The organism is Streptomyces sp. NPDC026672 (assembly GCF_040638185.1).
Classification (GTDB): Bacteria; Actinomycetota; Actinomycetes; order Streptomycetales; family Streptomycetaceae; genus Streptomyces.
Genome location: NZ_JBEZXS010000004.1, coordinates 333,887 through 360,514, shown reverse-complemented (window position 1 = coordinate 360,514; position 26,628 = coordinate 333,887). Strand labels below are relative to the sequence as shown.

At 73.0% G+C, this 26,628-nt stretch carries 20 protein-coding genes; 8 read left to right on the top strand and 12 right to left on the bottom strand.

Features of this window, described 5'->3' with window-relative positions; genetic code table 11:
- Positions 1-41: 41 nt before the first annotated feature.
- The 7 genes from AB0F77_RS06680 to AB0F77_RS06650 form a co-directional block, all read right to left on the bottom strand.
- Positions 42-1,022 (bottom strand): cation diffusion facilitator family transporter, encoded by a 981-nt coding sequence (locus tag AB0F77_RS06680; RefSeq protein ID WP_361942515.1) that lies wholly within the window; start codon positions 1,020-1,022, stop codon positions 42-44.
- Positions 1,023-1,175: 153 nt separating this feature from the next.
- Positions 1,176-2,327: a mannose-6-phosphate isomerase, class I gene (gene manA, locus AB0F77_RS06675; RefSeq protein WP_361942512.1), complete on the bottom strand. Its 1,152-nt coding sequence runs from the start codon at positions 2,325-2,327 to the stop codon at positions 1,176-1,178.
- Positions 2,328-2,427: 100 nt separating this feature from the next.
- Complete coding sequence (locus AB0F77_RS06670; RefSeq protein ID WP_361942509.1) at positions 2,428-3,555, bottom strand: SIS domain-containing protein; 1,128 nt, start codon at positions 3,553-3,555, stop codon at positions 2,428-2,430.
- Positions 3,556-3,641: 86 nt separating this feature from the next.
- On the bottom strand, positions 3,642-3,812 hold the full coding sequence (locus AB0F77_RS06665; RefSeq protein WP_361942506.1) for a Trm112 family protein: 171 nt from the start codon (positions 3,810-3,812) through the stop codon (positions 3,642-3,644).
- Positions 3,813-4,483: 671 nt separating this feature from the next.
- Positions 4,484-5,848, bottom strand: a complete 1,365-nt coding sequence (locus AB0F77_RS06660) for a phosphomannomutase/phosphoglucomutase (protein ID WP_361942503.1) — start codon at positions 5,846-5,848, stop codon at positions 4,484-4,486.
- A gap of 139 nt (positions 5,849-5,987) precedes the next feature.
- Positions 5,988-7,604: an L-lactate permease gene (locus AB0F77_RS06655; protein WP_361942566.1), complete on the bottom strand. Its 1,617-nt coding sequence runs from the start codon at positions 7,602-7,604 to the stop codon at positions 5,988-5,990.
- Positions 7,605-7,798: 194 nt separating this feature from the next.
- Positions 7,799-8,221 carry a DUF3499 domain-containing protein gene (locus AB0F77_RS06650; RefSeq protein ID WP_361942500.1) on the bottom strand — a complete coding sequence of 141 codons (423 nt, stop codon included), beginning with the start codon at positions 8,219-8,221 and terminating at the stop codon, positions 7,799-7,801.
- A gap of 316 nt (positions 8,222-8,537) precedes the next feature.
- Between AB0F77_RS06650 and AB0F77_RS06645 the strand changes: the two genes are divergently transcribed.
- Positions 8,538-8,990, top strand: coding sequence for a metallopeptidase family protein (locus tag AB0F77_RS06645; protein ID WP_361942563.1), 453 nt, complete (start codon positions 8,538-8,540; stop codon positions 8,988-8,990).
- 90 nt (positions 8,991-9,080) lie between these two features.
- On the opposite strand, the gene AB0F77_RS06640 is transcribed toward AB0F77_RS06645, so the two are convergent.
- The 3 genes from AB0F77_RS06640 to AB0F77_RS06630 all read right to left on the bottom strand — a co-directional run bounded on the left by AB0F77_RS06640 (position 9,081) and on the right by AB0F77_RS06630 (position 14,866).
- Entirely contained in the window at positions 9,081-10,619 is a 1,539-nt protein-coding gene (locus AB0F77_RS06640; RefSeq protein WP_361942497.1) for a DUF5719 family protein, read from the bottom strand.
- Positions 10,616-14,404, bottom strand: coding sequence for a glycosyltransferase (locus tag AB0F77_RS06635; RefSeq protein WP_361942494.1), 3,789 nt, complete (start codon positions 14,402-14,404; stop codon positions 10,616-10,618). The genes AB0F77_RS06640 and AB0F77_RS06635 overlap by 4 nt, the downstream gene beginning before the upstream one ends.
- Before the next feature lie 198 nt (positions 14,405-14,602).
- A complete protein-coding gene (locus tag AB0F77_RS06630) occupies positions 14,603-14,866 on the bottom strand; it encodes a WhiB family transcriptional regulator (protein WP_003975777.1) in 264 nt (87 codons plus the stop codon).
- A gap of 683 nt (positions 14,867-15,549) precedes the next feature.
- On the opposite strand from AB0F77_RS06630, the gene AB0F77_RS06625 reads away from it, so the two are divergent.
- The 4 genes from AB0F77_RS06625 to AB0F77_RS06610 all read left to right on the top strand — a co-directional run bounded on the left by AB0F77_RS06625 (position 15,550) and on the right by AB0F77_RS06610 (position 19,657).
- Positions 15,550-16,068: a cysteine dioxygenase gene (locus AB0F77_RS06625; protein WP_361942491.1), complete on the top strand. Its 519-nt coding sequence runs from the start codon at positions 15,550-15,552 to the stop codon at positions 16,066-16,068.
- 35 nt (positions 16,069-16,103) lie between these two features.
- A complete protein-coding gene (gene cofD / locus AB0F77_RS06620) occupies positions 16,104-17,063 on the top strand; it encodes a 2-phospho-L-lactate transferase (RefSeq protein ID WP_361942489.1) in 960 nt (319 codons plus the stop codon).
- Positions 17,060-18,403, top strand: a complete 1,344-nt coding sequence (locus tag AB0F77_RS06615; RefSeq protein ID WP_361942486.1) for a coenzyme F420-0:L-glutamate ligase — start codon at positions 17,060-17,062, stop codon at positions 18,401-18,403. The genes cofD and AB0F77_RS06615 overlap by 4 nt, the downstream gene beginning before the upstream one ends.
- Positions 18,404-18,649: 246 nt before the next feature.
- A complete protein-coding gene (locus AB0F77_RS06610; protein ID WP_361942483.1) occupies positions 18,650-19,657 on the top strand; it encodes a DNA-3-methyladenine glycosylase 2 family protein in 1,008 nt (335 codons plus the stop codon).
- A 77-nt stretch (positions 19,658-19,734) separates the two neighbouring features.
- Here the strand turns inward: AB0F77_RS06610 and AB0F77_RS06605 are convergent, their stop codons facing one another.
- Entirely contained in the window at positions 19,735-20,817 is a 1,083-nt protein-coding gene (locus AB0F77_RS06605; RefSeq protein WP_361942480.1) for an NDP-sugar synthase, read from the bottom strand.
- 171 nt (positions 20,818-20,988) lie between these two features.
- Positions 20,989-22,305 (bottom strand): peptidoglycan recognition protein, encoded by a 1,317-nt coding sequence (locus AB0F77_RS06600; RefSeq protein WP_361942478.1) that lies wholly within the window; start codon positions 22,303-22,305, stop codon positions 20,989-20,991.
- A gap of 111 nt (positions 22,306-22,416) precedes the next feature.
- On the opposite strand from AB0F77_RS06600, the gene AB0F77_RS06595 reads away from it, so the two are divergent.
- From AB0F77_RS06595 to AB0F77_RS06585, 3 genes are all read left to right on the top strand, one after another.
- Positions 22,417-23,172: a TIGR03089 family protein gene (locus AB0F77_RS06595; protein ID WP_361942475.1), complete on the top strand. Its 756-nt coding sequence runs from the start codon at positions 22,417-22,419 to the stop codon at positions 23,170-23,172.
- Positions 23,173-23,309: 137 nt separating this feature from the next.
- Positions 23,310-24,503 (top strand): LCP family protein, encoded by a 1,194-nt coding sequence (locus tag AB0F77_RS06590; RefSeq protein WP_361942472.1) that lies wholly within the window; start codon positions 23,310-23,312, stop codon positions 24,501-24,503.
- A gap of 230 nt (positions 24,504-24,733) precedes the next feature.
- A complete protein-coding gene (locus AB0F77_RS06585) occupies positions 24,734-26,515 on the top strand; it encodes an LCP family protein (RefSeq protein ID WP_361942469.1) in 1,782 nt (593 codons plus the stop codon).
- The last annotated feature ends 113 nt before the right edge of the window (positions 26,516-26,628 follow it).

Here is a 26,628-nt window from a genome sequence, read left to right as displayed (position 1 = left end):
TCCGGCGGGCCCCGTGGTCGTTCGGCGTGGTGCCGTGGTGCTCAGTGCCCGGCGGTGTGCTGGGCGGGGCCGCCGGGGGTGGCCTCCGGGTCGGCGCCCTTGGCGGCCTCGGCCTCGCTGTAGATGTCGGGTTCGAGGTAGATCACGCGGGCGATCGGGACGGCCTCACGGATGCGGGCCTCGGCGGCGTTGATGGCGTTCGCGACGTCGGCGGCCGAGTCGTCGTGCTGGACGGCGACCTTGGCGGCGACCAGCAGTTCCTCGGGGCCGAGGTGGAGGGTGCGCATGTGGATGATGCCGGTGACGGTGTCGCCGTCGACGGTCGCGGCCTCGATCTTCCTGACCTCCTCGATGCCTGCGGCCTCGCCGAGCAGCAGCGACTTGGTCTCGGCGGCGAGGACGAGGGCGATGCAGACGAGCAGGACACCGATACAGACCGTGCCGATGCCGTCCCAGACGCCGTCCCCGGTGATCAGCGCCAAGCCGACGCCGACGAGGGCGAGGACCAGACCGATGAGTGCGCCGAAGTCCTCCAGGAGGACGACCGGCAGCTCGGGTGCCTTGGCCCGGCGGACGAACTGCGACCAGGAGAGCTTGCCGCGCAGTTCGTTGGACTCCTTGATGGCCGTGCGGAAGGAGAAGCCCTCGGCGATGATCGCGAAGACGAGGACGCCGACCGGCCAGTACCAGTGCTCCACCTCGTGCGGGTGGCTGATCTTCTCGTAGCCCTCGTAGATGGCGAACATGCCGCCGACCGAGAAGAGGACGATCGAGACGAGGAAGGCGTAGATGTAGCGCTCGCGGCCGTAGCCGAAGGGGTGTTGCGGGGTCGCCTCGCGCTGGGCCTTCTTGCCGCCGATCAGCAGCAGGAACTGGTTGCCCGAGTCGGCGAGCGAGTGCACGCCCTCGGCGAGCATCGAGGACGAGCCGCTGAACGCGAACGCCACGAACTTCGAAACCGCGATGGCGAGGTTGGCGCCGAGTGCCGCCACGATCGCCCTGGTGCCGCCTGACGCGCTCATGTGTCCGCGTTGTCCCTTCGCCTACGCCTGTGTACGTCTACGCCGTCCGGGCCGGGTCAGTCCTCGACACCCGCCGCCTTTGCCCGCCCTTTGCCGGTGGGCCATTGTTGCAGCCCGTTCCGGCGGGGGTGCGGCAGGTGTCCACAAGCCCGGTCAGATGATCACAGTGGCCCGGAACAGGGTGCCCGCCCCGGACGCCTCGGCCTTCTCCCCCGCCGGGACGAAGACGGACTGCCCGGGGGCCAGCTCGTGCTCGCCCGCGCGGACGGAACCGGCCGTGCACAGCAGGATCTGCGGGGTGGGGAGGCTGAGGTCGCGGGCGGCGGCGCCCTCGGGCAGGACGTACCGGGACAGGCGGAACTCGTCGATCGGCGTCTCGTAGACCTCCTCGCCGTCCGGGGACGCCTCGGGGCGCAGGATTCCCGGGTCGCTCGGCTCGAAGCGGACGATGCGCAGGAGTTCGGGGACGTCGACGTGCTTCGGGGTGAGGCCGCAGCGCAGGACGTTGTCGGAGTTGGCCATGATCTCGACGCCGAGGCCGTTCAGGTAGGCGTGCGGGATACCGGCGCCGAGGAACAGGGCCTCGCCGGGCTGGAGCCGGACGTGGTTGAGGAGCATGGCGGCGATGACGCCGGGGTCGCCCGGGTAGTGGTGGGCGATGTCGGCGTAGGGCTCGTAGTCGCCGCCGAGGCGGGTGCAGGCCGCGGTGGCCAGGGTGACCGTGTGGGCCAGCTCCTCGCGGTCGGCGGTGAGGATCGCGGTGAGGACCTCGCGCAGGGCCGCCTCCTCGGGGTGGGCGTGCAGGAGGTCGACGTACGGCTTGAGGGAGTCGACGCCGAGCCCGTCGAGCAGGCCGGCGGCGGCGAGCGGGTCGCGGAAGCCGCACAGGCCGTCGAACTCGGTCAGCGCGCAGATGAGTTCGGGCTTGTGGTTGGCGTCCTTGTAGTTGCGGTGCGGGGCGTCCAGGGGGATGCCGCGCCGCTCCTCGTCGGCGTAGCCGTCCCTGGCCTGCTCCAGGTCGGGGTGGACCTGGAGGGAGAGCGGGGCGCCTGCGGCGAGGATCTTCAGCAGGAAGGGCAGGCGGGGGCCGAACCTGGCGACGGCCTCGGGGCCCAGCTCCTTCTCCGGGGCCGCGTCTATGACGTCGACGAGGGTCCCGCGCGCGGTGCGCGAGGGGGCGCCGGGGTGGGCGCCCATCCACATCTCCGCCTGCGGTTCGCCGGTCGGCTCGACGCCGAGGAGCTTCGGGATGGCCGTGGGGGATCCCCAGGCGTAGGGGCGGACGGTGTTGTCGAGGCGGTCCATCGAGTTCTCTCTGCCTGTCTTCATTCGCACGTACGCCGGGTTGCGTACGGCAGGGGGCGCTCCGGGTACGGCGGTCAGGGCGTCATCGTCGTCGACAAGATCAGGCCCCGGAGGCGAGCGCGAGGTAAACGGCGGCGAAATCCGTCGTGGCGATCAGCTCCGCGAGGGTCTCCAGGTCGTCGCCGTCCTCGGGCTCCAGCTCGCTGATCGGCGTGTCGTGGGTGAGCGCCAGGTCGCGGGCGGCGGGGGCGGCGGTGAGGCCGCCGAGCGGGCGGTCGCGGAGCAGCACCACGCGCGCGTGCAGCGCCGCGGGCTCGTCGACGCGGTCGCGGAAGAAGTCGTCCGGGTCGGCGCTGGCGGCGAGCGGTCCGGCGAGCAGGGCGGTGTGCGCGGCGAGGGCCTCGGGGAGTTCCTCGACGAGGGCGGGGCGGCCGGCGAGTTCGGCGAGGGCGGCGGAGAAGCGGCGGCCCGCCGGTCCGGCGGAGGGGCCCTCGGTCCAGATCACCGGGAGCGCGTCGGCGAGCTCGGCGGCGAGGGTCTTGGCGGGGTTGCTGTAGGTGACGATGGCCGGGCCGCAGCGCTCGGCGACCTGGTCGAGCCGGTCGGCGACCTTCTCCAGGGCCTCGGCAGGGGCGATGACCAGGCCGACGCGGTCGAGGAGCGCGAGCAGCGGGGTCAGCAGGGCCCACAGGACGCCCGGGGAGGACGCGGCGAGGGGTTCCTCGTGGTCGTAGGGGGCGGTGGCCATGGGCAGGAACAGGCCGTGGGCGCCCTCGACGGCCTCGGCGAGGGGGGTGCCGGCGGGTGCCACGGCGACGACCGAGCAGCCGCGGCGGTACGACTGTTCGGCGAGCAGGGACAGGCTGGGTTCGGTGCCGTCCGGGGTGGCGATCAGCAGCAGGTCGACGGAGCCGGCCCAGCCGGGCAGCTCCCAGCGCAGGGCGCCCGCGGCGGGGGCGACGCCGGTGGCGGCGAGCCGGATGACGGGGCTGCCGGGGCCTGCGAGCGAGCCGAGGAGGTCGGCCGCGTGGGTGGCGGAGGCGCCGGGGCCCGCGATCAGGACGGCGCGGGGGCGGCCGTCCGGTTTGAGGTCGTTCACACCGGCCTCGGCGGCCTGCCGCGCGGCGGTGCGGACCCGGGCGCCGGCTTCGGCGGCGCCTCGCAGGAGGCCGCGGCGGTCGGCCTCGGCGAGGCCCTCCGGGGTGTCGAGCAGCGATTCGTCGAGCATGGGCGACAGCCTCCGATGGCCGGGGTCCTTGGGGCGGCTCGTCTCGTCCGCGCGGGTGTCCGGGACGGGGTCCCGGGGGCGCCGGGTCAGGCGGGGCGGCGGGCCTCGTCGACCAGGAGGACGGGGATGCCGTCGCGGACCGGGTACGCCAGACCGCAGTCCTGGCCGGTGCAGATCAGCTCGTCTTCCTGCTCCTTGAGGGGCGCGTGGCAGGCCGGGCAGGCGAGGATCTCCAGAAGTCCGGCTTCGAGCGGCATGGGGTGTCCCTTCGGGCGGGGTTGCGTGGACGGATGTGCCTGGTCAGGGTACCGCCGCAGGGGGCCACCGTGCGGGGGCGGGCGCCCTCGCAACCGGCCCGTGGCGGCGGGCCGGGCCGGGCGAACACGCGATGACCTGCTGACGCCGCCACCGCCGTCCCCCTCACGTGCGACGTCCGGACGAATCGGGGACGTTGCGGCCGAGCGGGGGCACGATCGCGACGGGGCCGTGTCCGACGCGCCGCGGAACCGGGGCCCCGCCCGGGCAGCCCGACCGCGCCACCACCAGGTTCCGGCGAATGACCGGGCCAGGCCGTCCATACCGGCCTCGCCCAGACCGACCACCGGCACAGCCCTGCCGATCCGGTCACGCGGCCCACACACGCGGACCCGATCGAGTCTGGTCTCGCACACGCAAGCGCCTCCGCGCCGAGCCTCGGCCGGTGGGCCGCACGGTCAGCGGTCGTGCCCCGGTTGTGTGGCGCCTCGGACAGGCCCTGCCCGGCGGGAGCCGGTGGCCGGGCCCGGTGCGGCAAACCCAGTGGTCAAGCCCGGACGACGACCGTCCGGGCGGGCGGGACCTGTCGGTAGGCACCGGGATGGTTGCCCGGCGCCGCGGAACCCGGTGGCCTGGCCCGTACGACGGCCGCCCTGCCCGGCGGGGCCGAGGCTCAGGATCTGATGAGGGTCAGAAGCTCGTCGCGGAGCTTGGTCATCGTCGGTTCGTCGCGGGCCTCCGTGTTGAGGCGGAGGAGGGGTTCCGTGTTGGAGGGGCGGACGTTGAACCACCAGTCGGCGCTGGTCACCGTGAGCCCGTCGAGGTCGTCCAGGGTGACGCCCGCCATGCCCTCGTAGGCGGAGCGCACGGCGGCGAGGCGGCCCCGCTGGTCGGCGACCGTGGAGTTGATCTCGCCCGAGCCGACGTACCGGTCGTACTCGGCGACCAGGGCCGACAGCGGGCCGTCCTGGCCGCCGAGGGCCGCGAGGACGTGCAGCGCGGCGAGCATGCCGGTGTCGGCGTTCCAGAAGTCCTTGAAGTAGTAGTGCGCGGAGTGCTCGCCGCCGAAGATCGCGCCGGTGCTCGCCATCTCCGCCTTGATGAAGGAGTGGCCCACGCGGGTGCGGACCGGCGTGCCGCCATGCTCGCGGACGACCTCGGGGACGGACCAGGAGGTGATGAGGTTGTGGATGACCGTGCCCCGGCCGCCGTTCCTGGCCAGCTCGCGGGCGGCCACCAGGGCGGTGACCGCGGACGGGGACACGGGGTCGCCGTGCTCGTCGACGACGAAGCAGCGGTCGGCGTCGCCGTCGAAGGCGAGGCCGAGGTCGGCGCCCTCCTCGCGGACACGGTGCTGGAGGTCGACGAGGTTGGCGGGGTCGAGCGGGTTGGCCTCGTGGTTGGGGAACGTGCCGTCCAGCTCGAAGTACATCGGGACCAGGGTCAGCGGCAGACCGGCGAACACGGTGGGCACCGTGTGGCCGCCCATGCCGTTGCCCGCGTCGACGACGACCTTCAGGGGGCGGACCGAGGTCAGGTCGACGAGGGAGCGGAGGTACGCCGCGTAGTCCTCCAACGTGTCGCGCCGCGCGGTGGTTCCCGGCGCGGCGACCGGTTCGGGGGCGCCCGACTCCAGCCAGCCCTCGACCAGTTCGCGGATCTCGGCGAGCCCGGTGTCCTGCCCGACGGGCGCGGCCCCGGCGCGGCACAGCTTGATGCCGTTGTACCGCGCCGGGTTGTGCGAGGCCGTGAACATGGCGCCGGGAAGGCCGAGGGCGCCGGAGGCGTAGTAGAGCTGGTCGGTGGAGCACAGGCCGATCTCGGTGACGTCGGCCCCGCGCGCGGTCGCGCCGCGCGCGAAGGCGCCGGACAGGGCGGGCGAAGACGGCCGCATGTCGTGGCCGACGACGATCGCCCCGGCACCGGTCACCTGGACGAACGCCGCGCCGAAGAGTTCGGCCAGCGCCTCGTCCCACTGGTCCGGGACCACTCCGCGTACGTCGTACGCCTTGACGATCTGCGACAGATCAGCAGCCACGGCCGAAACCTCCTGAAGGTCCTCTGGGTCAGCACAAGCTACCGTCCGCGCGGGGCGGGTGGCCCGTGCACTCGGCGTGGATCCAGGCGGACTTCCAGACGTGGGCGGGGAGGCCGGTGAGGTCGGCGAAGCCGGGGGGTCAGGGAAGCATCCAGTCCAGTACGGGGGAGCTCTGTCCGACGACGATCAGGCACATGACGAGCAGCAGTCCGAGGCTCCAGGGGAGCACCTTGCGCAGCAGGTCGCCCTCGCGTCCGGCGAGCCCGACCGCGGCGCAGGCGATGGTGAGGTTCTGCGGGGAGATCATCTTGCCGAGCACGCCGCCGGAGCTGTTGGCGGCGGCGAGGAGTTCGGGTGAGAGCCCCGACTCGCGGGCGGCGCTGACCTGGAGGGCGCCGAACAGGGCGTTGGCCGAGGTGTCGGAGCCGGAGACGGCCACGCCGAACCAGCCGAGCACGGGCGACAGGAAGGCGAGCCCGGCTCCCGCGGCGGCCACGAAGGCCCCGATCGTGGCGGCCTGTCCGGAGAGGTTCATGACGTAGGCGAGGGCCAGCACGGACGTCACGGTGAGGATCGCGAACCGCAGTTCCACGACGGTGGCGGCCCATTCGCGCACCGCCACGCGCGCGTGGACGCCGAGGACGACGGCGGTGAGCACGCCGGCGATCAGGACGAGGGTGCCGCCGGTGGAGACGATCGGCCAGCTGAACACATTGCCGCCGACGGGGTCCCCGTCCGGTCCTGCGACGTCCAGGAAGGGCCAGTCGTAGGTCTGCGTGGTGCGCGCGAGCCAGTCCTTGACCGCGGGGATCTGGGCGACGGAGAAGATCACGACGATGAGGGCGTACGGGGTGTAGGCGCGCAGGACCTCGGGGCGCGGGTCGTGTTCGTCGAGGTCGGCGCTGCGGTCCCCGGTGAGCACGGACGCGCGGACGGCCTCGGCGGCGGGCACCCGCGCGTGGGGCACGGCGACCAGGGCGCCGGCGCCGGCCAGGGAGGCGGCGATGTCGGCGAGTTGCGCGGAGACGTAGTTGGAGGCGGCGAACTGGGCGACGGCGAAGGCGACTCCGCACACCAGGGCGGGCACCCAGGTCTCGCGCAGTCCGCGCCGCCCGTCGACGAGCCCGACGAGGACGAGCGGCACGACGAGGGCGAGCAGCGGGGTCTGCCGGCCGACCACGGAGGCGACGGAGTCGAGGGGCAGGCCGGTGACCTGGGCGAGGGTGACGACCGGGGTGCCCATGGCGCCGAAGGCGACGGGCGCGGTGTTGGCGACGAGGGAGACCACGGCGGCGCGCACCGGGTCGAAGCCGAGGGCGACCAGCATCACGGAGCAGATGGCGACGGGGGCGCCGAAGCCGGCCAGGGCCTCCAGCAGGGCGCCGAAGCAGAAGGCGACCACGAGGGCCTGGATGCGCGGGTCGTCGGAGAGCCGTCCGAAGGAGCGGCGCAGGATGTCGAAGTGCCGGGTGCGGACGGTCATCCGGTACACCCACAGGGCGTTGACGACGATCCACAGGATGGGGAAGAGGCCGAAGGCGGCCCCTTGGGCGGCGCTGGAAAGCGTCTGGTCGAGCGGCATGCCGTAGGCGAGCCAGGCGACGAGAACGGCCGAGAGGAGGCCGATCAGGCCCGCGAGGTGCGCCTTGAGGCGGACGCCGCCGAGCAGGATCAGGACGATGACGAGGGGCAGGGCTGCGACGAGGGCGGACAGACCGAGCGAATCGGCGAGCGGTTCCAGCTTCTGGACGTACACGGGCGCCTCCCCGGATTCCGTCATGCGAAAGCGATTTCTCGTTCCGGCTAGCGGAATGGTCGTGTCCGCGACAAGCGCGCGTCAAGAAGCGTGCGCCATCCGGATGAACAAGGGGGCGAGGAAAACCGGGCGCGGGGAAGCGGAAGGACGCCCGACGACCCGGTCGGCGGGTCGGTCGCGAGATCGGCGGCGGGTCAGTTGTCCGGCGAGCGCAGCACTCGGAGGTGACCCCTGCGGGCGACCTCCATCGGGTCCGCCGTACGTGCCCCGCCACCCGCGCCGGCCGCCCGCTCCTGCGGGCGCGCCGCCTCGCGCACGGCGTTGGCCAGCGCCTCCAGGTCGTCACCGCTCGGGCGGGCCGGGGCGGAGCCGTCGAGGAGCCGGACGACCTCCCAGCCGCGCGGGGCGGTCAGCCGCTCGGAGTGCTCGGCGCACAGGTCGTAGCAGTGGGGTTCGGCGTAGGTGGCGAGCGGGCCGAGGACCGCGGTCGAGTCGGCGTAGACGTACGTCAGCGTCGCGACGGCGGGTCGGCCGCAGGCGGTTCGCGAACAACGACGTACAGGGCTCACGATGTTGGACGGTACCGCACTCTTGAGCGGGCCGCGACGACTCTCCACCTGGTCACCCCACCGTGTCGTGTTGTGCGACGCGTCACATACCGCCCCGAAGGCGACCTTCTGACCTGGGCGGACCCCTCCGGGCGACGATCCCGGACGGGTCACTTCCGTTCATGAGTCGGTACAAACACCGTCAATTGTCTTGTGGGTGGCGGTCTTGGAGAGATACGGAAACGAGCCGAACCTTGGCTTGAATGGTCATCATCGGACACGCCGCGCGGGGTGGCCGGATGCCGCACGGCGGGTCGCGGCGGGGGCGCGGGACGCCGCGCGGGACGGAGCGGGCGGACCCCGCGAGGACTACGCTTCACCAGTGATGGACAACCGTGTACCGCCCCGAGCCGCAGGCCCCGGGCCCCGCCGTCGCGACCGCCACGGCAGGGGCATGCGCGGGCCGATCGCGCCGCCGCAGGTTCCGCTCGCGGCGTCCCGCGCCGAGGCGTTCGCGGACCTGGTGCAGGACTCCGTGGAACGGCTGGAGCGGCGCTGGCCCCAGCTCGCCGAGATCGACTTCCTGGTGCTGGAGGTGCCCCGGCTGGAGAGCCGCCCGGGGGACGCCTGGAGCGACGAGGCGGTACCGCTCGGCGGGACCGCGCCCGCGCGCGACGGGCACCGGGCCCGGGTGGTCGTCTACCGGCGGCCCGTGGAGATCCGCACCAAGGGGCGCGACGAGCGGGCGGCACTGGTGCACGACGTCGTCGTCGAGCAGGTCGCGGAGCTGCTGGGACTGACCCCGGAGACGGTGGACCCCCGCTACGGGGAGGACTGAGCCGTTCGGCCGGTGCACAGGGATGTGCACCGGCCGAACGGCTGCTCCCGGCACCGCCGGGCAAAGCTCCTTGCGGAACTACTTCTGGAGCTACTTCTGGAGCACGCCCAGGTCCTGCTCGGCCCGTGGCACCGACACCGTGCCCCGGTCGTCCGGGAGCGTCTGGATCGTGAAGCCGGCCACGCCGGACTCGGTCGCGGCCAGGGTGCGGGCCGCGTAGACCGGACCGCCGGACAGGGGCTCGACCGTCAGCGCGTACGTGCCCTTCACACCGCTCGGCACCGGAGCGTCGACGTTCTGTGCCGTGCCCGCCCTGATCGTGAAGGTCTTCGACGCCGCCGTGCCGCCCTCGCTGCCCGCCGACGCCGTGACCTTGACCTTCGCGGCGCCCTTCGGAGCCGTGAGGGTGAGCGTGGTGCCCTTGTCGCTGTTGTCGGCGGACGTCGCGCGGGTGTCCACCGGGGCCGTCGCCGGGATGAACGCCGTCTCCTGACCGTCGCCCTTGCCGCGCATCACACGCAGGGCTGCCACGACCGGGACGGACCCGTCGGCCTGGGTCAGCAGCAGGGAGCCCGCCTCGCCGCGCGTGACGTCACCGAGGTCGACCGCGGTCGTCATGCCCCCCTTCACGTGCAGCGTCTCGTTGCCCGCCGGGGTGAAGGAACCGCTCGGGGAGGCCAGCCGCAGCTTCAGGTCGGCGTCCTGGTCGCCCGGGGTGAACGCGATCAGCCGGACCGACGTGGCGTCCTTCGGGATGCCGGGCAGCACCAGGCTGCTCGCCGCGTCTGCGGACGCGGGCAGCCAGTCGCCGCCCAGCTTGTCGTCCAGGGCCTGCACGGCCGCGCCGACCCGGCCGCTGCGGACGGTGACGTGGACCGTCAGGTCGCTCTGCCGCTCGTCGGTGAGCGTGGACAGCAGGACGGGCTCACTGGCGTGCGGCTGCACCGTGATGCCCTCCCCCGACTCCGATTTGATCGCGCCGTCCTTGCCGTACAGCTCGACGTCGACGACCGCGGCGGCGTCGTCGGGGTTGGTCAGGTGCACGTAGTCGGTGCGCTCGGTGGCCGTGCTGGCGCCGGGGAACCAGAACTCCGTGTCCGGGGCGGTGCAGGTGACGCCCTGGAGACCGCGCCCGGTGCCGGCGGCGACCTCGGTGGTCTCCTGCACGGTCCAGCCCGGCGCGAACTTGCCGTCGGCCGTGCCCACGAGCGCGGGCTCCTCGCCGCCGGAGGTGTCACCGGTGGCCGGGGTGCCGGGGTCCTCGGGGGTGAGGACGGGCTTGGCCTCCTTCTTCCCGGCGCCGTCGTCCGAACCGGAGTCGCCCGAACCCGAGTCGTCCGAGCCGGAGTCGCCCGAGCCGTCCGCGGTCTGCTCGGTGGCGGCCAGGAGCTGGGCCTTGCCCGAGCCCGCCGCGCCCTGGGTGACCGGGGTGAACGACGTGTACGACGTCTCCGCGATGTCGGACAGGCTGGGCGCCGGGCACAGCAGGCTCGTGCGCTCCACGGGCAGCCGGGCGGCGGCCGTCGCCGTGTCGGTGCCGGACGCGTCGGGTGTGCTCAGCACGGCGAATCCGGTGACGGCGGCCAGCGCGGCCGTGCCGGCGATCAGGGACAGGGTCGTGCGGTTCACTGCTGGCTCCCGTCGGGGCGCTCATTGCCGGTGCCGTGGGGGTGGGGGGGCCGACCCTGGTCGTAGGCCGGGTCGTAGCCCTGCTGGTACGTCGGGTCGTAGCCCTGCCCGCCGCCGTACCCGTACGGGTCGTACTGGCCTTCCTGGAACTGGCCTTCCTGGTACTGACCGCCCTCCTGGAACTGGGCGTCCTGGTACTGGCCGCCCTCCTGGTACTGGGCGTCCTGCCGGCCGTTCTGGTACGGGTCCGCCTGGTACGCCTGCTGGTCGTACGCCCCCTGGTACTGACCGGCGCCCTCGTACTGCTCGGCGTAACCGCCGTACTCGGCGTTCGGATAGGAGGCGGGGTCCCACTCGTCGTAGCCCTGCTGGTGCGGGACGGTGGCCGGGGCCTCCTCCGCGGCAGGCTGGGTGCCGGGGTCGTACGCGACCGGCTCGGCGGCCTCGGCGGCCTCCTCGTATTCAGCCCCGTGGTACTCGGCACCGTTCCCGGCTTCGGCCTCCGCCTCGGCTTCCGCCTGGGCGCGCAGGCGGCGGGCGCGGCGGCCCTCGCCCGCGGCGGCCTCGGCGAGCGCGGCCTCCTCGTCGGGCAGGTCGTCGTCGACGTCGCGGCGGCGGCCCGGCAGGGCCATCACGACCAGGACGACGGCGAGCGAGCCCTGGGTCCACAGCCAGGCGGTGTGGCCGAACGGGTCGTCGTAGGTGACGTCCAGCCGGCCGCCGGAGGCGGGGAGTTCGAAGCCCTGGGCCCAGCCGTCGACCGTGGTGGGGGTGAGCGGCTTGCCGTCCAGGGTGGCGGTCCAGCCCTCGGCGGCGGTGTCGGCGAGACGCAGCACCCGGCCCTCGCCGCCGGAGGGGATCGTGGTGTGGATGTCGACCGGGCCCGCGGCGACGGCCTCCCGGGTGCCCGAGCCCGCGGGGACGATGGCCGCGCGGGAGACCTGCTGGTCGACCCGCCACAGCCCGCTGCCGTCCTGCTGGCTCAGCCGGGACAGGCCGGGCGTGGCGTCCAGGACGCGGCTGACCTGTCGGGGCGCTCCCTTGTGCACCAGGACGTAGCGCACGGCGAAGCCGCCGAGTTGGCTCGCCTGGTCGGCGCCGGAACCGGCCACGAGGTTGGCGACGACCTTGTCCAGCCTGGTGTTGCCGCCGTCGGCCGCGGCCAGTTCGGCGTCACCCATGCGGGCGCCCGAGCCGCGCACCAGGCTGTAGCGGACCAGGGCCTCGGAGTCGCTGTCGAGGACCAGCGTGCGGGCCTGGTCGCGGGTGCCGCTCTCCTCGGCGACGAACGCGGGCACCTGCACCGGGTCGCGGCGCTCCACGGGCCCGTCGGCGCCGCCGATCATCCAGCCGGCGGCGACGAGCAGGGGCCCCACGGCCGAGGCCAGGGCGATCAGCGCGGCCACCGGCTGGCGCCAGCCGAAGCTCTGCTCGGCCACCCGCGCGCGGGCCCCGTCGGCGCCGAGCGCGGCGGCGGCCAGCAGCGCGATGCCGTAGACGAGGGTGGCGGGGCCGGCCCAGGCGGACTTGTTGGACAGGACGGCGAGGACGAGGCCGACCAGGGCGACCGCCCAGGCGGTGCGGACCGCGGCCTGGCGCTCACCGCGCAGCAGTGCGGCGAGCGCGGCCAGGACGATACCGATGAGCATGATCCCGTGCACCGTGCCCGGGCCGCCGGGGCTCGCGCCGAGCAGGTCGACGGCGGAGGCCGCCGAGAAGCCGTAGTCCAGTCCGGCCTGGGTGAAGAAGCCGAAGGGAAGCAGCGACAGGGACCAGGGCGCCAGGATCAGCAGCGGGCTGCCCACCTGGGCCAGGAAGCGCGGGGCGTAGGCGACGATGTCGCCGCGGCGCACGACGAGCACGCCGACACCGAGGATCAGCGCGACCGGCCACACGACGGGCGTGAAGGCGGTGGTGATCGTCAGCAGCAGCGCGTACGCCCAGGTGGCACGCCAGCTGCCGCGGACGTCCGGCGGGTTGGCGAGGCCGCTCGCGGCGACGGCGGCGCGCGCGATCAGCGGCAGCAGCACCGCGAGGACGGCCGTGTCGATGTGTCCGCCCGCGAGGGCGCCGGTGGCGGCGGGCAGGAAGGCGTAGACGACGGCCGCCCACGCGCGCAGCAGGCGCGAGGTGACGAGGGGGCGGGAGGCGAAGTACGCCGTGAACCCGGCCAGCGGGACCGAGCCGACCAGCAGGACGGTGACCGCGAGTCCGGTCGAGCCGAACAGCAGGGAGGAGAGCATCGCGACGATCGCGAGGTAGGGCGGCGCGGACGGGGTGCCGCCCGCGCCCACCGGGTGCCAGGCGTCCAGGTAGCGCGACCAGAGTTCGCCGGAGTCGGCCGGGGCGGGCAGCAGGGCGCCGCCCGAGAGCGCGCCGCCGCCGAGGAGTCCGCGGCAGGCGGCCAGCGAGACCAGCAGCAGGACCAGGAAGAGCAGAGGTCCGGGCTTGCGGGCGATGCGCTTGAGGCGGGCGAACTGCTCGATCTCCAGGAAGTCGGCGTCGTCGCCGCCCGGTCCGGACTCCACGGCGCCGCCGTGCCGGCCCGCGGAGGAGAGCTCGGGGTCGGAGCCGCCGAGGAAGTCGCCCGCGACCTGTTCGACGGTGGCCCGCACGGTCGCGCCGGGCGGCGGGAACAGCGGTCGCAGCTCGTCCTTGTCGATGACCGGGCGGCCCCGGTCGCGCCGTCCGGCGATGATCCGCTCGGGCCGCAGCAGGGTGCCCAGCAGGCCGCGGATCTCGTCGAGGGCCTGTCCGGGAACCTTGCCGACCAGATAGGCGAGGGTGCGCAGGACCGTGCCGAGCACGAGGCGCAGCAGCACCCAGGGCAGCGCCGCGGTGCGCGTGTTGACGAGCAGGGTGTAGACGGCGCCGGCCTTGTCGACCTTGTGCGGGGAGGCCGCGGTGCGGCCCACGCAGTCGACGGTGCGGCGCTCGCGGGAGGCGGCCTCCGCGTGCCGTACGACGGCCTCGGGGGCGACGAGGACGCGGTGGCCGGCGGCGTGCGCGCGCCAGCACAGGTCGACGTCGTCGCGCATGAGGGGCAGGCGGCGGTCGAAGCCGCCCAGTTCCTCGAAGACGTCGCGGCGGATCAGCATGCCGGCGGTGGAGACGGACAGCACGGGGCCGACGTGGTCGTGCTGGCCCTGGTCCTGCTCGCGGCGGTCCAGGCCGGTCCAGCGGCGGCCGGAGTTGGCGATGGAGACGCCGACCTCCAGCAGCTGCCGGCGGTCGTACCAGCCGCGCAGCTTGGGGCCGACCACCGCCACGTCGTCACGGCCGAGCTCGAGTTCGTTGTCCACGACGCGCAGCAGCTGGGCGAGCGCGTCGGGTTCCGGGGCGCAGTCGTCGTGCAGCAGCCAGAGCCACTGGACCGGCTCGCCGTGCGGCAGCTCCGGCATGTCGTAGGCGTCGTCGCGCCAGGTGCGTGTGACGGGGTCCCAGCCGCTGGGGCGCTTGAGGTACGGCAGGTCCTCCGGGGTGAGGACGGGGGCGAGGCGGTTGGCCTCCTCGACGGCCTGGCCGAAGCCGGTGCGCCGGGCGAGGTGCAGCACGTGGTCGTCGCCGAGCGCGTCGGTGACCAGCCGCGCGGAGTCGTCCGCGCTGCCGGTGTCTGCCGCCACGGCGTACTGCACCGGGCGCTCCTGGTGGAGCAGACCGGCGAGCGCGTCGGACAGCCAGCGGTCGCCGTCGTGCGTGACGAGGACCGCGGTCACCACGTGACGCGGGAACTCAGGTGTGGCAGCGGTGGATTGGGACGCTGCCGGATGGCTCTGCACGGACATCGAGGTACGGGCCCCGGTTCGGTGGACTGCGGTGGACGCCTGTGCCCACGGGGGAGCACGGGGCGTCTCGGACGAGCGACCACACTATCGGCTGGGCATGACCGCGGCCCGCCGCCTGTGGACAACCCACATGCGACGGGCCGTTCTTGTCGTGTGTACGTGAAGGTTCCGTGCCGTTCGGACGCCGGCCCGGCGGAATCAGACGGCCGCCTTCTTCAGCCGGCGGCGTTCCCGCTCGGACAGACCGCCCCAGATGCCGAAGCGCTCGTCGTTGGCGAGGGCGTATTCGAGGCACTCGGAGCGGACCTCGCACGCGAGGCAGACCTTCTTGGCCTCTCTCGTCGAGCCGCCCTTCTCGGGGAAGAAGGACTCGGGGTCGGTCTGGGCGCAGAGCGCGCGTTCCTGCCAGCCGAGCTCCTCGTCCGCGTCGTCGACCAGCAGTTGCTGCACCAGCTCGGTCATGTGCGCCCCTCGTCCGTCTTTCGCGTCCCCGTGTTGCGGCCGTCACCGTTTCCCGGCTGAACGACACGAGTGAAATTACAAGTGTGCTGCTCCGGGCGAGTCAAGCCGAGATCTGCTATTGGGCCCCTTATTCACTCTGCGGAACCAAGGCCGAGCGGAAAGTGTTCAAATCGCCATAAACCTTGACGCGCAGAAGCGGCCGCACAGGGTGCCCGACTCCCACGGATGCCCTCCCGGACACCTCTACGGAGGAAGACGCTCACGAGTTCGATCGCGTTCCGCGAGGCTCGTCCGTCCGGTTGTGCGCCATGTGTCCCGGCAAACGGGTGAGCAAACCTTTCGCCTTCCAGATGAACCGAATGAGGTGAAACACATCCCACGATCCGGGCTTCGAGTTGACAGTGAAGGTGTGAACCGATGTCCTAGTGGGCATGCTCGCGAACTTGGCATCCACCCCGACCCGCACCGCCGGGTCCCACGGTGCTGCCCGCGCTCGCTGTAGCTGTCGCCGCTGTTCCAGCTGTTGAGCCCAACGCGCTCCGGCTGTCCCTGAGTCCATCCCGACTCGGCTGCTGCTGTTTCCCACTCCCCTCGTCCGGGGCCACCCTCCCGTCCGCGATCCGGGCGGCCGGCACCTGACACCCAGCCAGCCCGCACTCTCCCGCCGAGGACCACCGCACCCCATGAACAGCGACAACGACCTCCAGATCGCCGGCGACATCCTCGAAGTCCCGCATCTGCTCCAGCCCCCGCGCGAGCATCCCGCCACCGTCGCCGAGTTCGCCGGCCTGGCCCGCTCGGTCGCCGCCGACCGCGACCGGTGGGCGCACCTCGTGGAGTACGACGCCACCACCCGCTGGTACCACCGGCTGCGCACCGGCCCCGGCTACGAGGTGTGGCTGCTGTCCTGGCTGCCCGGGCAGGGCAGCGGGGCGCACGGCCACGGGGGGTCCTCCGGAGTGCTGACCGTCCTGGAGGGCGTGTTGACGGAACGGACCGCGCGCGGGACGCGTGCGCTGGCACCGGGCGCACAACGGGTGTTCGCACCCGGGTATGTGCACGAGGTGGTCAACGACGCGCTGGAACCCGCGGTCAGCCTGCACGTCTACCACCCGGGCCTGACCGAGATGCCGATGCTCCCGCCGTCCCGCCCTCGTGCGCTCGGCGGCACCCCCTGCGAGGCCCGACCGGTGACTGCCTGACACGTCTGTCGGACCTGCCTGCCAGACTTGTCCCCATGCGCATTGTGGTTCTGGCAGGCGGCATCGGTGGTGCCCGGTTCCTGCGCGGTCTGAAGAAGACCGCGCCGGACGCGGACGTCACGGTCATCGGCAACACCGGCGACGACATCCACCTCTTCGGGCTGAAGGTCTGCCCGGACCTCGACACGGTGATGTACACGCTCGGCGGCGGCATCAACGAGGAGCAGGGCTGGGGTCGGGCCGACGAGACCTTCCACCTCAAGGAGGAGCTCGCGGCGTACGGTGTCGGGCCCGAGTGGTTCGGGCTCGGCGACCGGGACTTCGCCACACACATCGTGCGGACGCAGATGCTGGGCGCGGGATATCCGCTGAGCGCGGTGACCGAGGCGCTGTGCGAGCGCTGGAAGCCGGGTGTGCGGCTGATCCCGATGACCGACGACCGCGTGGAGACACATGTGGCGGTCGAGGTCGACGGCGAGCGCAGGGCGGTGCACTTCCAGGAGTACTGGGTGCGGCTGCGGGCGTCCGTGCCGGCCGAGGCGGTCGTGCCCGTGGGGGCCGAGCAGTCGAAGCCGGCGCCGGGTGTCCTGGAGGCGATCGCCGAGGCGGACGTGATCCTGTTCCCGCCGTCCAACCCCGTGGTGTCCGTGGGCACGATCCTGGCGGTGCCCGGCATCCGGGAGGCGATCGCCGAGGCCGGGGTGCCGGTGGTGGGCCTGTCCCCCATCGTCGGGGACGCGCCCGTGCGCGGGATGGCCGACAAGGTGCTCGCGGCGGTGGGCGTGGAGTCCACGGCGGCGGCGGTGGCCGAGCACTACGGCTCGGGGCTGCTGGACGGCTGGCTGGTCGACACCGTGGACGCGGGTACGGTCGAGCGGGTCGAGGCGGCGGGTATCCGCTGCCGCGCGGTGCCGCTGATGATGACGGACCTGGACGCGGCGGCCCGGATGGCCCAGGAGGCCCTGACGCTGGCGGAGGAGGTGCGGGGGGCGTGAGCGGTGTGCCGGGCCCGGGTTCCGGGGACACGGGCGGGCGTGCGGGTGGCTCGTACCGGGTGTGGGCCGTCGGGGGGATTCCCGAGGTGCAGCGGGGGGACGACCTCGCCAAGGTGATAGCCGCGGGCGAACCGGGGCTCGTGGACGGGGACGTCGTGCTGGTGACGTCCAAGATCGTCTCCAAGGCCGAGGGGCGGATCGTCGCGGCGGACGACCGGGAGGCCGCGATCGACGCGGAGACCGTGCGGGTCGTGGCGCGGCGCGGGCCGCTGCGGATCGTGGAGAACCGGCAGGGCCTGGTGATGGCGGCCGCCGGGGTCGACGCCTCCAACACCCCGGCGGGGACGGTGCTGCTGCTGCCCGAGGACCCGGACGCGTCCGCGCGGGCGATCCGCGACGGGCTGCGCGACACGCTCGGCGTGGACGTCGGTGTCGTCGTCACCGACACCTTCGGGCGTCCCTGGCGCGCGGGGCTCACCGACGTCGCGATCGGCGCGGCGGGCGTGCGCGTCCTGGACGACCTGCGCGGGGGCACGGACGCCCACGGCAATCCGCTGAGCGCCACCGTCGTCGCGACGGCCGACGAACTGGCCGCCGCGGGCGACCTGGTGAAGGGCAAGGCCGCCGGGCTGCCGGTCGCCGTGGTGCGCGGTCTGGGGCACGTGGTGGCCGGGGACGGGGAGCCGGGGGCGCGGGCGATGGTGCGCGCCGCGCGGGACGACATGTTCCGGCTGGGCACCTCCGAGGCGGTGCGGGAGGCGGTGACGCAGCGGCGCACCGTGCGGTCCTTCACCGACGAGCCCGTCGACCCCGGCGCGGTGCGGCGGGCGGTGGCCGCCGCGGTGACCGCTCCGGCACCGCACCACACGACGCCGTGGCGGTTCGTGCTGCTGGAGTCGCCCGGGGCGCGCACCCGGCTGTTGGACGCGATGCGGGACGCCTGGATCGCCGATCTGCGGCGGGACGGCAAGTCGGAGGAGTCCGTCGCCAAACGGGTGCGGCGCGGGGACGTGCTGCGCAACGCGCCCTACCTGGTGGTGCCGTGCCTCGTCATGGAGGGTTCGCACACCTACGGCGACGCGCGGCGGGACGCGGCCGAGCGGGAGATGTTCGTGGTCGCGGCGGGCGCGGGCGTGCAGAACTTCCTGGTCGCGCTCGCCGGGGAGCGGCTGGGCTCCGCGTGGGTGTCGTCCACGATGTTCTGCCGGGACGTGGTGCGCGAGGTGCTGGACCTGCCGGCCGGTTGGGACCCGATGGGCGCGGTGGCGGTCGGGCATCCGGCCGAGGCGCCCCGGCCCCGGCCCGCGCGGGAGGCGGAGGCGTTCACCGAAGTGCGGTGAGGGGCGCTTCGCCGGGTCGGCCGCGATGTCGTGTGCTCCGCCTTCGTCCGCGGGTGCGTCGCGGGTTGGGCCGGGGTGCGCCGCGGGAGTTCGTGTGCGTTGCCGAGTGACCGTGCATCGTGGTCGCTCGCGCAGTTCCCCGCGCACCTTCGGGGCGCTCCCGCTCGGGGCGTCGTCGCATCGCGGGGGACCCCGTTCGTGCGCTTAGTCTCGTAGGACCATTCCGGCGACTCAGGGGACTCACCCGTGGCAGGACGTTTCGCTCCGCGGCCCACCCGCACGACCGTGCGCGGCGGGGAGGTCGCCGTACCCGCCGGGGTGCCGAGGCAGACCGGCGCGGGGCGGGTGCGGACGTGGGCGCCGCGCGGACCGCTCGATCTCGGGCTGGTGCTCGGGCCGTTGCGGCGCGGTCCCGCCGATCCGACGTTCCGCGCGCTGCCGGACGGCTCCGTGTGGCGGGCCAGCCGGACCCCGGCCGGACCCGGGACGCTGCGGGTGTCGATGTACGGCGGTGAGGTGCGCGGCGAGGCGTGGGGGCCGGGGGCCGAGTGGCTGCTCGACGGCCTGCCCGAGCTGATGGGGGCCGCGGACGATCCCGACGTGTTCGCTCCCCGGCACCGGGTCGTGGCGCTCGCGCGGCACCGGCGGCCGGGGCTGCGGCTGACGCGGACCGGGCTGGTGCTGGAGTCGTTGATCCCGTCGGTCCTGGAACAGAAGGTCACGACGGACGAGGCGTACCGGGCGTGGCGGTTGCTCGTACGGAAGTTCGGGGAGCCGGCGCCGGGGCCCTCCGGGGTGGTCGGCGGGCGGATGTGGGTCATGCCGGAGCCCCGGACGTGGGCGCTGATCCCGTCGTGGGAGTGGCACAGGGCGGGGGTGGACGACAAGCGGGCGTCGACCGTCCTGCGGGCCGTGCGGGTCGCCGCGCGGCTGGAGCAGGCGGTGGGGATGCCGGAGACGGAGGCGCGGGCGCGGTTGGAGGTGGTGCCGGGCGTGGGGCCGTGGACGTCGGCGGAGACCGTGCAGCGCAGCCACGGGGCGGCGGACGCGGTGACCGTGGGGGATCTGCATCTGCCGGGGATCGTGGGGTGGGCGCTCGCGGGGGACCGGTACGCCGACGACGCGGTGATGCTGTCGCTGCTGGAGCCGTACGCGGGGCAGCGGCACCGGGCGGCGCGGTTGATCCTCCTGAGCGGCAGGACCCCCGCACGGCGCGCACCGAGGATGCCCCGCGGGGACATCGGCAGGTTGTAGCCGGTTCCCTGGATGGAGGAGCGCAGCTGAGAGTTGGTGTCGGCGGCGCTCGCCCCTGGCTGCCGGGAAACGGGTGGTCACAGGTCCGAGGAGAATCTCACCGCGCCTCTGGGGATCTGGGCGTCGCACCAGATCCTGGCACCCTCGCGGAGTTCGTTGTCGGGGCCGACGACCGCGCCGTCGCCGATGACGGTGCCGGTGAGGACCGAGCGTTCGCCGACGCGGGCGCGGGTGCCGATCAGGGAGTCGGTGACGACCGCGCCGGGCTCGATGACGGCGCCGGGCAGGATCGTGCTGCCGAAGACCCGTGCGCCGCCCGCCACGAACGCGCCCTCGCCCACCACCGTGCCGCCCGTCAGCTTGGCGTCGGGGGCGACGCGCGCCGTGGGGAGGACCAGGCGGTCGCCGCAGCGGCCGGGGACGGCCGGGGAGGGGGCGCGGCCGAGGACGAGGTCCGCCGAGCCGCGCACGAACGCCGCCGGGGTGCCGAGGTCGAGCCAGTAGGTGGAGTCGACCATGCCCTGGAGATGGGCGCCGGCCGCGAGGAGGTCGGGGAAGGTCTCGCGCTCCACCGACACCGGGCGGCCCACCGGGATGGTGTCGATCACCGAACGGCGGAAGACGTAGGCCCCCGCGTTGATCTGGTCGGTGACGATCTCCTCGGGGGTCTGCGGCTTCTCCAGGAAGGCGAGGACCCGGCCCGTGCCGTCGGTGGGGACCAGCCCGTAGGCACGGGGGTCGGTGACCTGGGTCAGGTGGAGGGAGACGTCCGCGCCCGTCGACTCGTGGGTGTCCACGAGTGCCCCGATGTCCAGCCCTGTCAGGATGTCGCCGTTGAAGACCAGGACGGGGTCGTCGGGCCCGGAGTGGAGGTGCGCGGCGGCGTTGCGGATGGCGCCGCCGGTGCCGAGGGGCTCTTCTTCCGTGACGTACTCGATGTGGAGGCCGAGCGCGGCGCCGTCGCCGAAGCAGGGCTCGAAAACCTCGGCGAGGTAGCTCGTGGCGAGGACGATGTGGTCGACGCCCGCCGCTCTCGCGCGGGCCAGTTGATGGGTGAGGAACGGGACCCCGGCCGCCCGGACCATGGGCTTGGGCGTGTACACCGTGAGCGGACGCAGCCGGGTGCCTTTGCCGCCGACCAGGAGGATCGCTTCTGTCACCTGTCGTCTCTGCTTCCTGACGGGACCGGCCGAACTGTCTTTCGGCCGGCCAGTGTATGCAGACCGTGCGACGGTGCCCTCGTTGGCCGCGCGGTGTCCCGTGAAGTCACGCGGATTCCGCGTACGGTTCCCCCGACCGCCCCCCGACGGCGATGAACGCGACCCTCTGCCTCAGCGCCCCTGGTAGCGCGCGGCGGTGGAACGGGCCGACCCGAGCTTGGAGTACAGCTGCTTGCCCGGGCACTCCGTGGCGAACCCGTCCCGATGGCCGGAGATCACGTTCAGTCGTACGTTCTTCCCCTTTGGGTAGAGATTGCCACCGCCGGACTTCAGGTATGTCTGTCCCTTCGGATTGGCGCCGAAGAGGCCGAGTTTCCAGGCGGTGAGCTTGGCGACGGCGGTGACCGCGGCGGCGGGCGGCTTGGACGAGCCGAAGGAGCCGATCACCGCGATGCCCATGCTGTTCGAGTTGAACCCGAGGGTGTGGGCGCCCATGACGGCCTTGGTCACGCCACCGGCCCGGCCCTCGTAGATGTTTCCGCACTTGTCGACGAGGAAGTTGTAGCCGATGTCCCGCCAGCCCATGCTCTTGACGTGGTAGCGGTAGATACTGCGGATGACCGACGGGGCCTGTGCACAGGTGTACTTGTTGCCCGACGCCGTGTGGTGCACGAACGCCGCCTTGACCGACTGGGTGTACGAGAAGCCCCGCTCGCGCAGCTTCTCGTCCGCGCCCCAGCCCTTCCGGGTCACGATGCGCGGGCGCGGTCCCACGTACGGCTTCGCCCGCTCGGCCGCGGGCGGTTCGCCGGCCCGCGCGGTGAGCAGTTCGCGTTCGGTGTCCTTCTTGTTCAGGGCCGGGACGGCGGCGGCGCGCGGGGGTTCGGCGCCGGGGGCGACGAGTTCCAGGCGCAGCCCCGAGGGCAGCGTGGCCCGGGCGGGGGCGGTGCGGCCGTCGGCGGCGCTCCGTCCGGTGTCGGCGCGGACCCGGACGTCGACGCCGTCGGAATCCCCCACCCACAGCGGGGCGGTGGCGCCGCGCACCCGGCCGGAGGTGCTCTCCCGGGTGCCGGGGTCGGCGCCGTGGTCGGCGTTGTGGGTCTCGACGTCCTGCCAGCCGGACCAGGTGCCGGTGGCGGCGTCGCGGGTGCGGACCTGGACCCGGCCGTGCAGTTCGGTGGTGGGGTCGTCCCAGACGACGCCGACGAGTGAGAAGTGGCGTACGTCCGCCCGGTACAGGCCCTGTTGGGGGGCGGTGCCGAGGACGCGGTCACGGGTGAGGGGGACGAGGGGCAGGGACCGGGTGCTGCCGGCGGGGGCCGCCGCGGCGGTCCGTCCGCCGCTCGTGGCCCGGTCCGCGGCCGGTGCCGACCCGGCGGGCGCGGCGGCCGCGGGCAGGGCCGGGGGCAGGGCCAGGGCGGCCGCGCACGTGACACCGATCGAGGCGGTGAGGTATCCGAATCCACGCATGTTTCCGATCTTCGACATGATCAGACATATCTGTCCATCGGGGACTTGACGGCCCGTCGGGCGCCGTTCCGCCGAACCGGTGGCCCGGACGCCCGGTGCGCGGGCCCGGCCCGGCGTACGCTTGCGCGGGTGAACGCCACCGATCGCACCCCCGCCGACCTGCTGCGTTCCGCGCTCGCCGCGGATCCCGGCCGCCCCCTGGTGACCTTCTACGACGACGCCACGGGCGAACGCGTCGAACTGTCCGTCGCCACCTTCGCCAATTGGGTGGCCAAGACGGCGAACCTCCTCCAGGACGAGATGTCCGCCGGACCCGGCGACCGGCTCGCGCTGCTGCTGCCCGCGCACTGGCAGACGGCCGTGTGGCTGCTGGCGTGCTCGTCGGTGGGTGTGGTCGCGGACGTGGCGGGCGATCCCGCGCGCGCGGACTTCGTCGTGGCCGGGCCGGGTTCGTTGGACGCGGGGCTCGGGTGCGGCGGGGAGCGGTACGCGCTGTCGCTGGCGCCGCTCGGCCGGCGCTTCCCGACCCCGCCGGAGGGTTACACCGACTACGCCGTGGCCGTCCCGGGGCACGGGGACCGCTTCGCTCCGTACGCGCCCGTCGATCCTGAGGCGCCCGCGCTGATCGTCGCCGGGGCGGAGTACACGGGGGCGGAGGTCGTGGAGCGGGCGCGCGCGGACGCGCCGGCGCTGGATCTGACCGGGCCCGGGTCCCGGCTGCTGTCGGGGCTGGCGTACGACACGTGGGAGGGGCTGAGCGCGGGGCTGTTCGCGCCGCTCGCGGTCGGGGGGTCCGTCGTGCTGTGCCGGAACCTGGAGCAGTTGGACGAGGACGGGCTCGCCAAGCGGATCGAGAGCGAGCGGGTGAGTTCGGTGCGGCGGTGACCGGGGACCGCCGGACGCCGTGCGTCGTCGGGTGCGGTCGCCCGGGATGCCCCGGTGAAGGCCGGACTGTCACCCGTATGGAGTAGTACCGGCCGCCCCCCGGTTCGTTCCGGGTCATCGTCGTAGGTGCAAGGACGATGCGCTCGTACGGCTTGGGGGTGCGGCTCGTGACCGACATCCCGGGTACGGGGGCCTCCGCCACCGGCGACGGGCTCGCACGACGGCGACGGCGGAGGTGGATACGCGGGACGGCGCTCGGGACCGGGGCACTCCTCGTGGTGGCCGCGGGCGCCGGGTGGGCCGTCTACGCGAAGCTCAACGGCAACATCACCGCCGACGAGGCGGCCGCGAGGGAACTCGCCCGCTACGAGCGCGAGCGGCCCACCGCGCTGGTGCACGGCGCGCAGAACATCCTGCTGATCGGTTCCGACTCGCGCGCGGGCGACGGCAACCGCAAGTACGGCAAGGACTCGGGCACCGAGCGGTCCGACACCACGATCCTGCTGCACCTGGCCGCCGACCGGCGCAGCGCCACCGCCGTCTCGCTGCCCCGCGATCTGATGGTCGACGTGCCGAGCTGCCGGCGGCCCGACGGCAGCCGCAGCGAGCCGACCTTCGCGATGTTCAACTACGCCTTCCAGATGGGCGGTTCGGCCTGCACCATCCGCACGGTCGAGAAACTGACCGACATCCGTGTCGACCACCACGTGGTCGTCGACTTCAGCGGCTTCAAGGCGATGGTCGACGCGGTGAACGGGGTCGACGTGTGCCTGGCGAAGCCGATCGACGACAAGGCCGCCAAGCTGAAGCTGCCCGCGGGCCGGGTCACGCTCGACGGCGAGCAGGCCCTCGGGTACGTGCGCGCCCGCAAGTCGCTCGGCAACGGCAGCGACACCGACCGCATGGAGCGGCAGCAGCGGTTCCTCGGCGCGCTCGTCAACAAGGTCCGCGGCGACGACGTCCTGCTGAACCCGGCGAAACTGTACCCGGTGCTGGACGCGGCCACCTCGTCGCTGACCACCGACCCGGAGCTGGCCAGTCTGCGCGGTCTGTACCAACTCGTCCGAGGACTGCGGAACGTCCCCACGGCCCGGGTGCAGTTCCTGACGGTGCCGCGGGAGTCGTACGTCTACAACGCGAACCGGGACCAGCTCGTGGAGCCCGAGGCGGAGAAGCTCTTCGCACTGCTGCGGACCGACGGGCCCGTCACCGTCACGAATACGGCCCGTGGGCAATCGGACACGGGCAGCGGCAATTCGGGGCGCAAGGACGATCCGTCCGCGTCGCCCTCGTTCCGGGGCTACACGGCCGCCGATGACGGCTGCCGGTAAAGCCGATCCCAAGCTCGGGTACTTCTCTTCAGGAATATGCGGCGGATTGCCCGATGTATGGACGTGGAATTTGTCACCACCGTCGTTTGACGATGAACTTGACGGATAGTGTGAGCGACCCGGTGCACCATGCCACGAGGTCCGTCCTGGGGCCGTGCACTGTTTGACAGTGAACCGAGCGCCTGGAGGGGGAAGGCGCCGCGTGGCCCCGACGGAGGATTTGGACAACCGTGGACGCGCAAGGCCGTGGGCGGGCGGACAACATCGATCCCGCAGACCAGTGGGTGCTCAATCCGAACACCGGCGAATACGAACTGCGACTGGCTCCTTCCGCACCGCAATCGCCGGTTCCGGGACCTCGTCGTTCGGGACCGCGGAACTCCGGGGGAAATCCCCGGGGTCGCACCGCCGCGCCCGGACGTGAGACGGACCGGGAAGCGAGCCGGGAGACGGGCCGGGACGCCGCGGCGCAGGGCCGGGAGGTCCCGGCGCAGCGCAGGCGGCGCGGTGAACCCGAGCCGCCGCCGGGGCGCCGCGGCAGGCGGGCGCCGGTCAAGCAGAAGTCGAAGGCGAAGAAGGTGCTGCTCTGGACCGGCGGCACGATGGCCTTCGTGCTGGTCGCGGTCTCGGCCGGCGGTTACCTCTACCTCAAGCACCTAGAGGGCAACGTCAGCACGACGGACATCGGAAGCGCGGGCGCGAAGGGCTTCAGCAAGGACGAGGCCTTCAACATCCTCATCATCGGCACCGACAAGCGCACGGGTGCGGGCAACGAGGGGTACGGCGACAAGGGCAGCGTCGGGCACGCCGACACCAACATCCTGCTGCACGTCGCGAAGGACCGGTCGAACGCCACCGCGCTGAGTATCCCGCGCGACCTGGTCGTCGACATCCCGGACTGCCAGACGAAGCAGCCCGACGGCTCCGAGGAGGTCATCCCGGGGACCTCGCAGCAGCGCTTCAACACCAGCCTCGGCCAGGACGGCCGCGACCCCGGGTGCACCATGCGCACGGTGAAGGAAGTGACCGGGATAGAACCCGACCACTTCATGATGGTGGACTTCAACGCGGTCAAGACGCTGACGACGGCCGTGGGCGGTGTGAAGGTGTGCCTGGCGCACGCCGTCAACGACAAGGACTCGCACCTGAAGCTGCCCGCCGGAGAGTCCACGGTCGAGGGCGAGCAGGCGCTGGCGTTCGTCCGTACCCGGCACAGCTTCGGCAACCAGGGCGACCTGGACCGCATCAAGGTGCAGCAGCAGTTCATGGGCTCCCTGATGCGCAAGATGTCCTCCGGCGACACCCTGACCGACCCGGCCAAGCTCGTGAAGCTGGCCGAGGCCGCCACCAAGGCGCTCACCGTCGACAAGGGCATCGGCAGCGTCAGCACACTCAAGGACGTGGCCCTGGAGTTGAAGAAGGTGCCGCCGAAGAACATCACGTTCCTCACGGTGCCGGTGGTGGACAACCCGGCCGACGGTGTCGTCCACAAGACGGTGATCGTCGGCCCGACCGCCCCGCCGGTCTTCGACGCGATCAAGAACGACGTCTCCTTCACCGACGTCAAGAAGAAGGAGAAGGCCGCCAAGGACGCCCAGGCCGCGCGGCTCAAGGGCCCCCAGTCCGACGCCGCCGACGTGCGGGTGCGGATCCTCAACGGCAGCGGTGTGTCCGGCGGCGCGCAGGAGACCCTCGGGTGGCTCCAGAACGACGAGGGCATCACCAAGTCGGAGAACGCCGGCAACGCGCCCGCGGAGCTCGACAAGACCACGCTGGAGTACGCTCCCGACCAGGCGGACCAGGCTCGCAAGCTGGCCGCCGTCATGGGTCTGCCGGGGTCGGCGCTGAAGCCGGGCAAGAGCGTGACGAACTCGCAGGGCCTGCCCGCGATGACACTGACCCTCGGCAAGGACTTCAAGGGGGCCGGGGTGCGCCTGACCGCGCCGACGAAGGCGCCGGAGATAAGCGACGACAACAAGTCCACGGCCGACAAGGCCCAGTGCGCGTCGTAGCACAAGCGGTCGTCGCACATTTGTAGGACTTTCACAGGTAACCCCGCGGGCCCCTCGCGCGTCTAACCGGACGCGGGAGGGGCCCGTGTGTGGCGCAGCAGGGTGGGGAGGGC

Bases quoted from the DNA above. Each gene is read 5' to 3' on its own strand.
- AB0F77_RS06680 (WP_361942515.1), bottom strand. From the start codon at position 1,022: ATGAGCGCGTCAGGCGGCACCAGGGCGATCGTGGCGGCACTCGGCGCC.
- AB0F77_RS06670 (WP_361942509.1), bottom strand. From the start codon at position 3,555: ATGCTCGACGAATCGCTGCTCGACACCCCGGAGGGCCTCGCCGAGGCC.
- manA (WP_361942512.1), bottom strand. From the start codon at position 2,327: ATGGACCGCCTCGACAACACCGTCCGCCCCTACGCCTGGGGATCCCCC.
- AB0F77_RS06665 (WP_361942506.1), bottom strand. From the start codon at position 3,812: ATGCCGCTCGAAGCCGGACTTCTGGAGATCCTCGCCTGCCCGGCCTGC.
- AB0F77_RS06590 (WP_361942472.1), top strand. From the start codon at position 23,310: ATGCGCTCGTACGGCTTGGGGGTGCGGCTCGTGACCGACATCCCGGGT.
- cofD (WP_361942489.1), top strand. From the start codon at position 16,104: ATGCGCATTGTGGTTCTGGCAGGCGGCATCGGTGGTGCCCGGTTCCTG.
- AB0F77_RS06600 (WP_361942478.1), bottom strand. From the start codon at position 22,305: ATGTCGAAGATCGGAAACATGCGTGGATTCGGATACCTCACCGCCTCG.
- AB0F77_RS06645 (WP_361942563.1), top strand. From the start codon at position 8,538: ATGGACAACCGTGTACCGCCCCGAGCCGCAGGCCCCGGGCCCCGCCGT.
- AB0F77_RS06635 (WP_361942494.1), bottom strand. From the start codon at position 14,404: ATGTCCGTGCAGAGCCATCCGGCAGCGTCCCAATCCACCGCTGCCACA.
- AB0F77_RS06625 (WP_361942491.1), top strand. From the start codon at position 15,550: ATGAACAGCGACAACGACCTCCAGATCGCCGGCGACATCCTCGAAGTC.
- AB0F77_RS06630 (WP_003975777.1), bottom strand. From the start codon at position 14,866: ATGACCGAGCTGGTGCAGCAACTGCTGGTCGACGACGCGGACGAGGAG.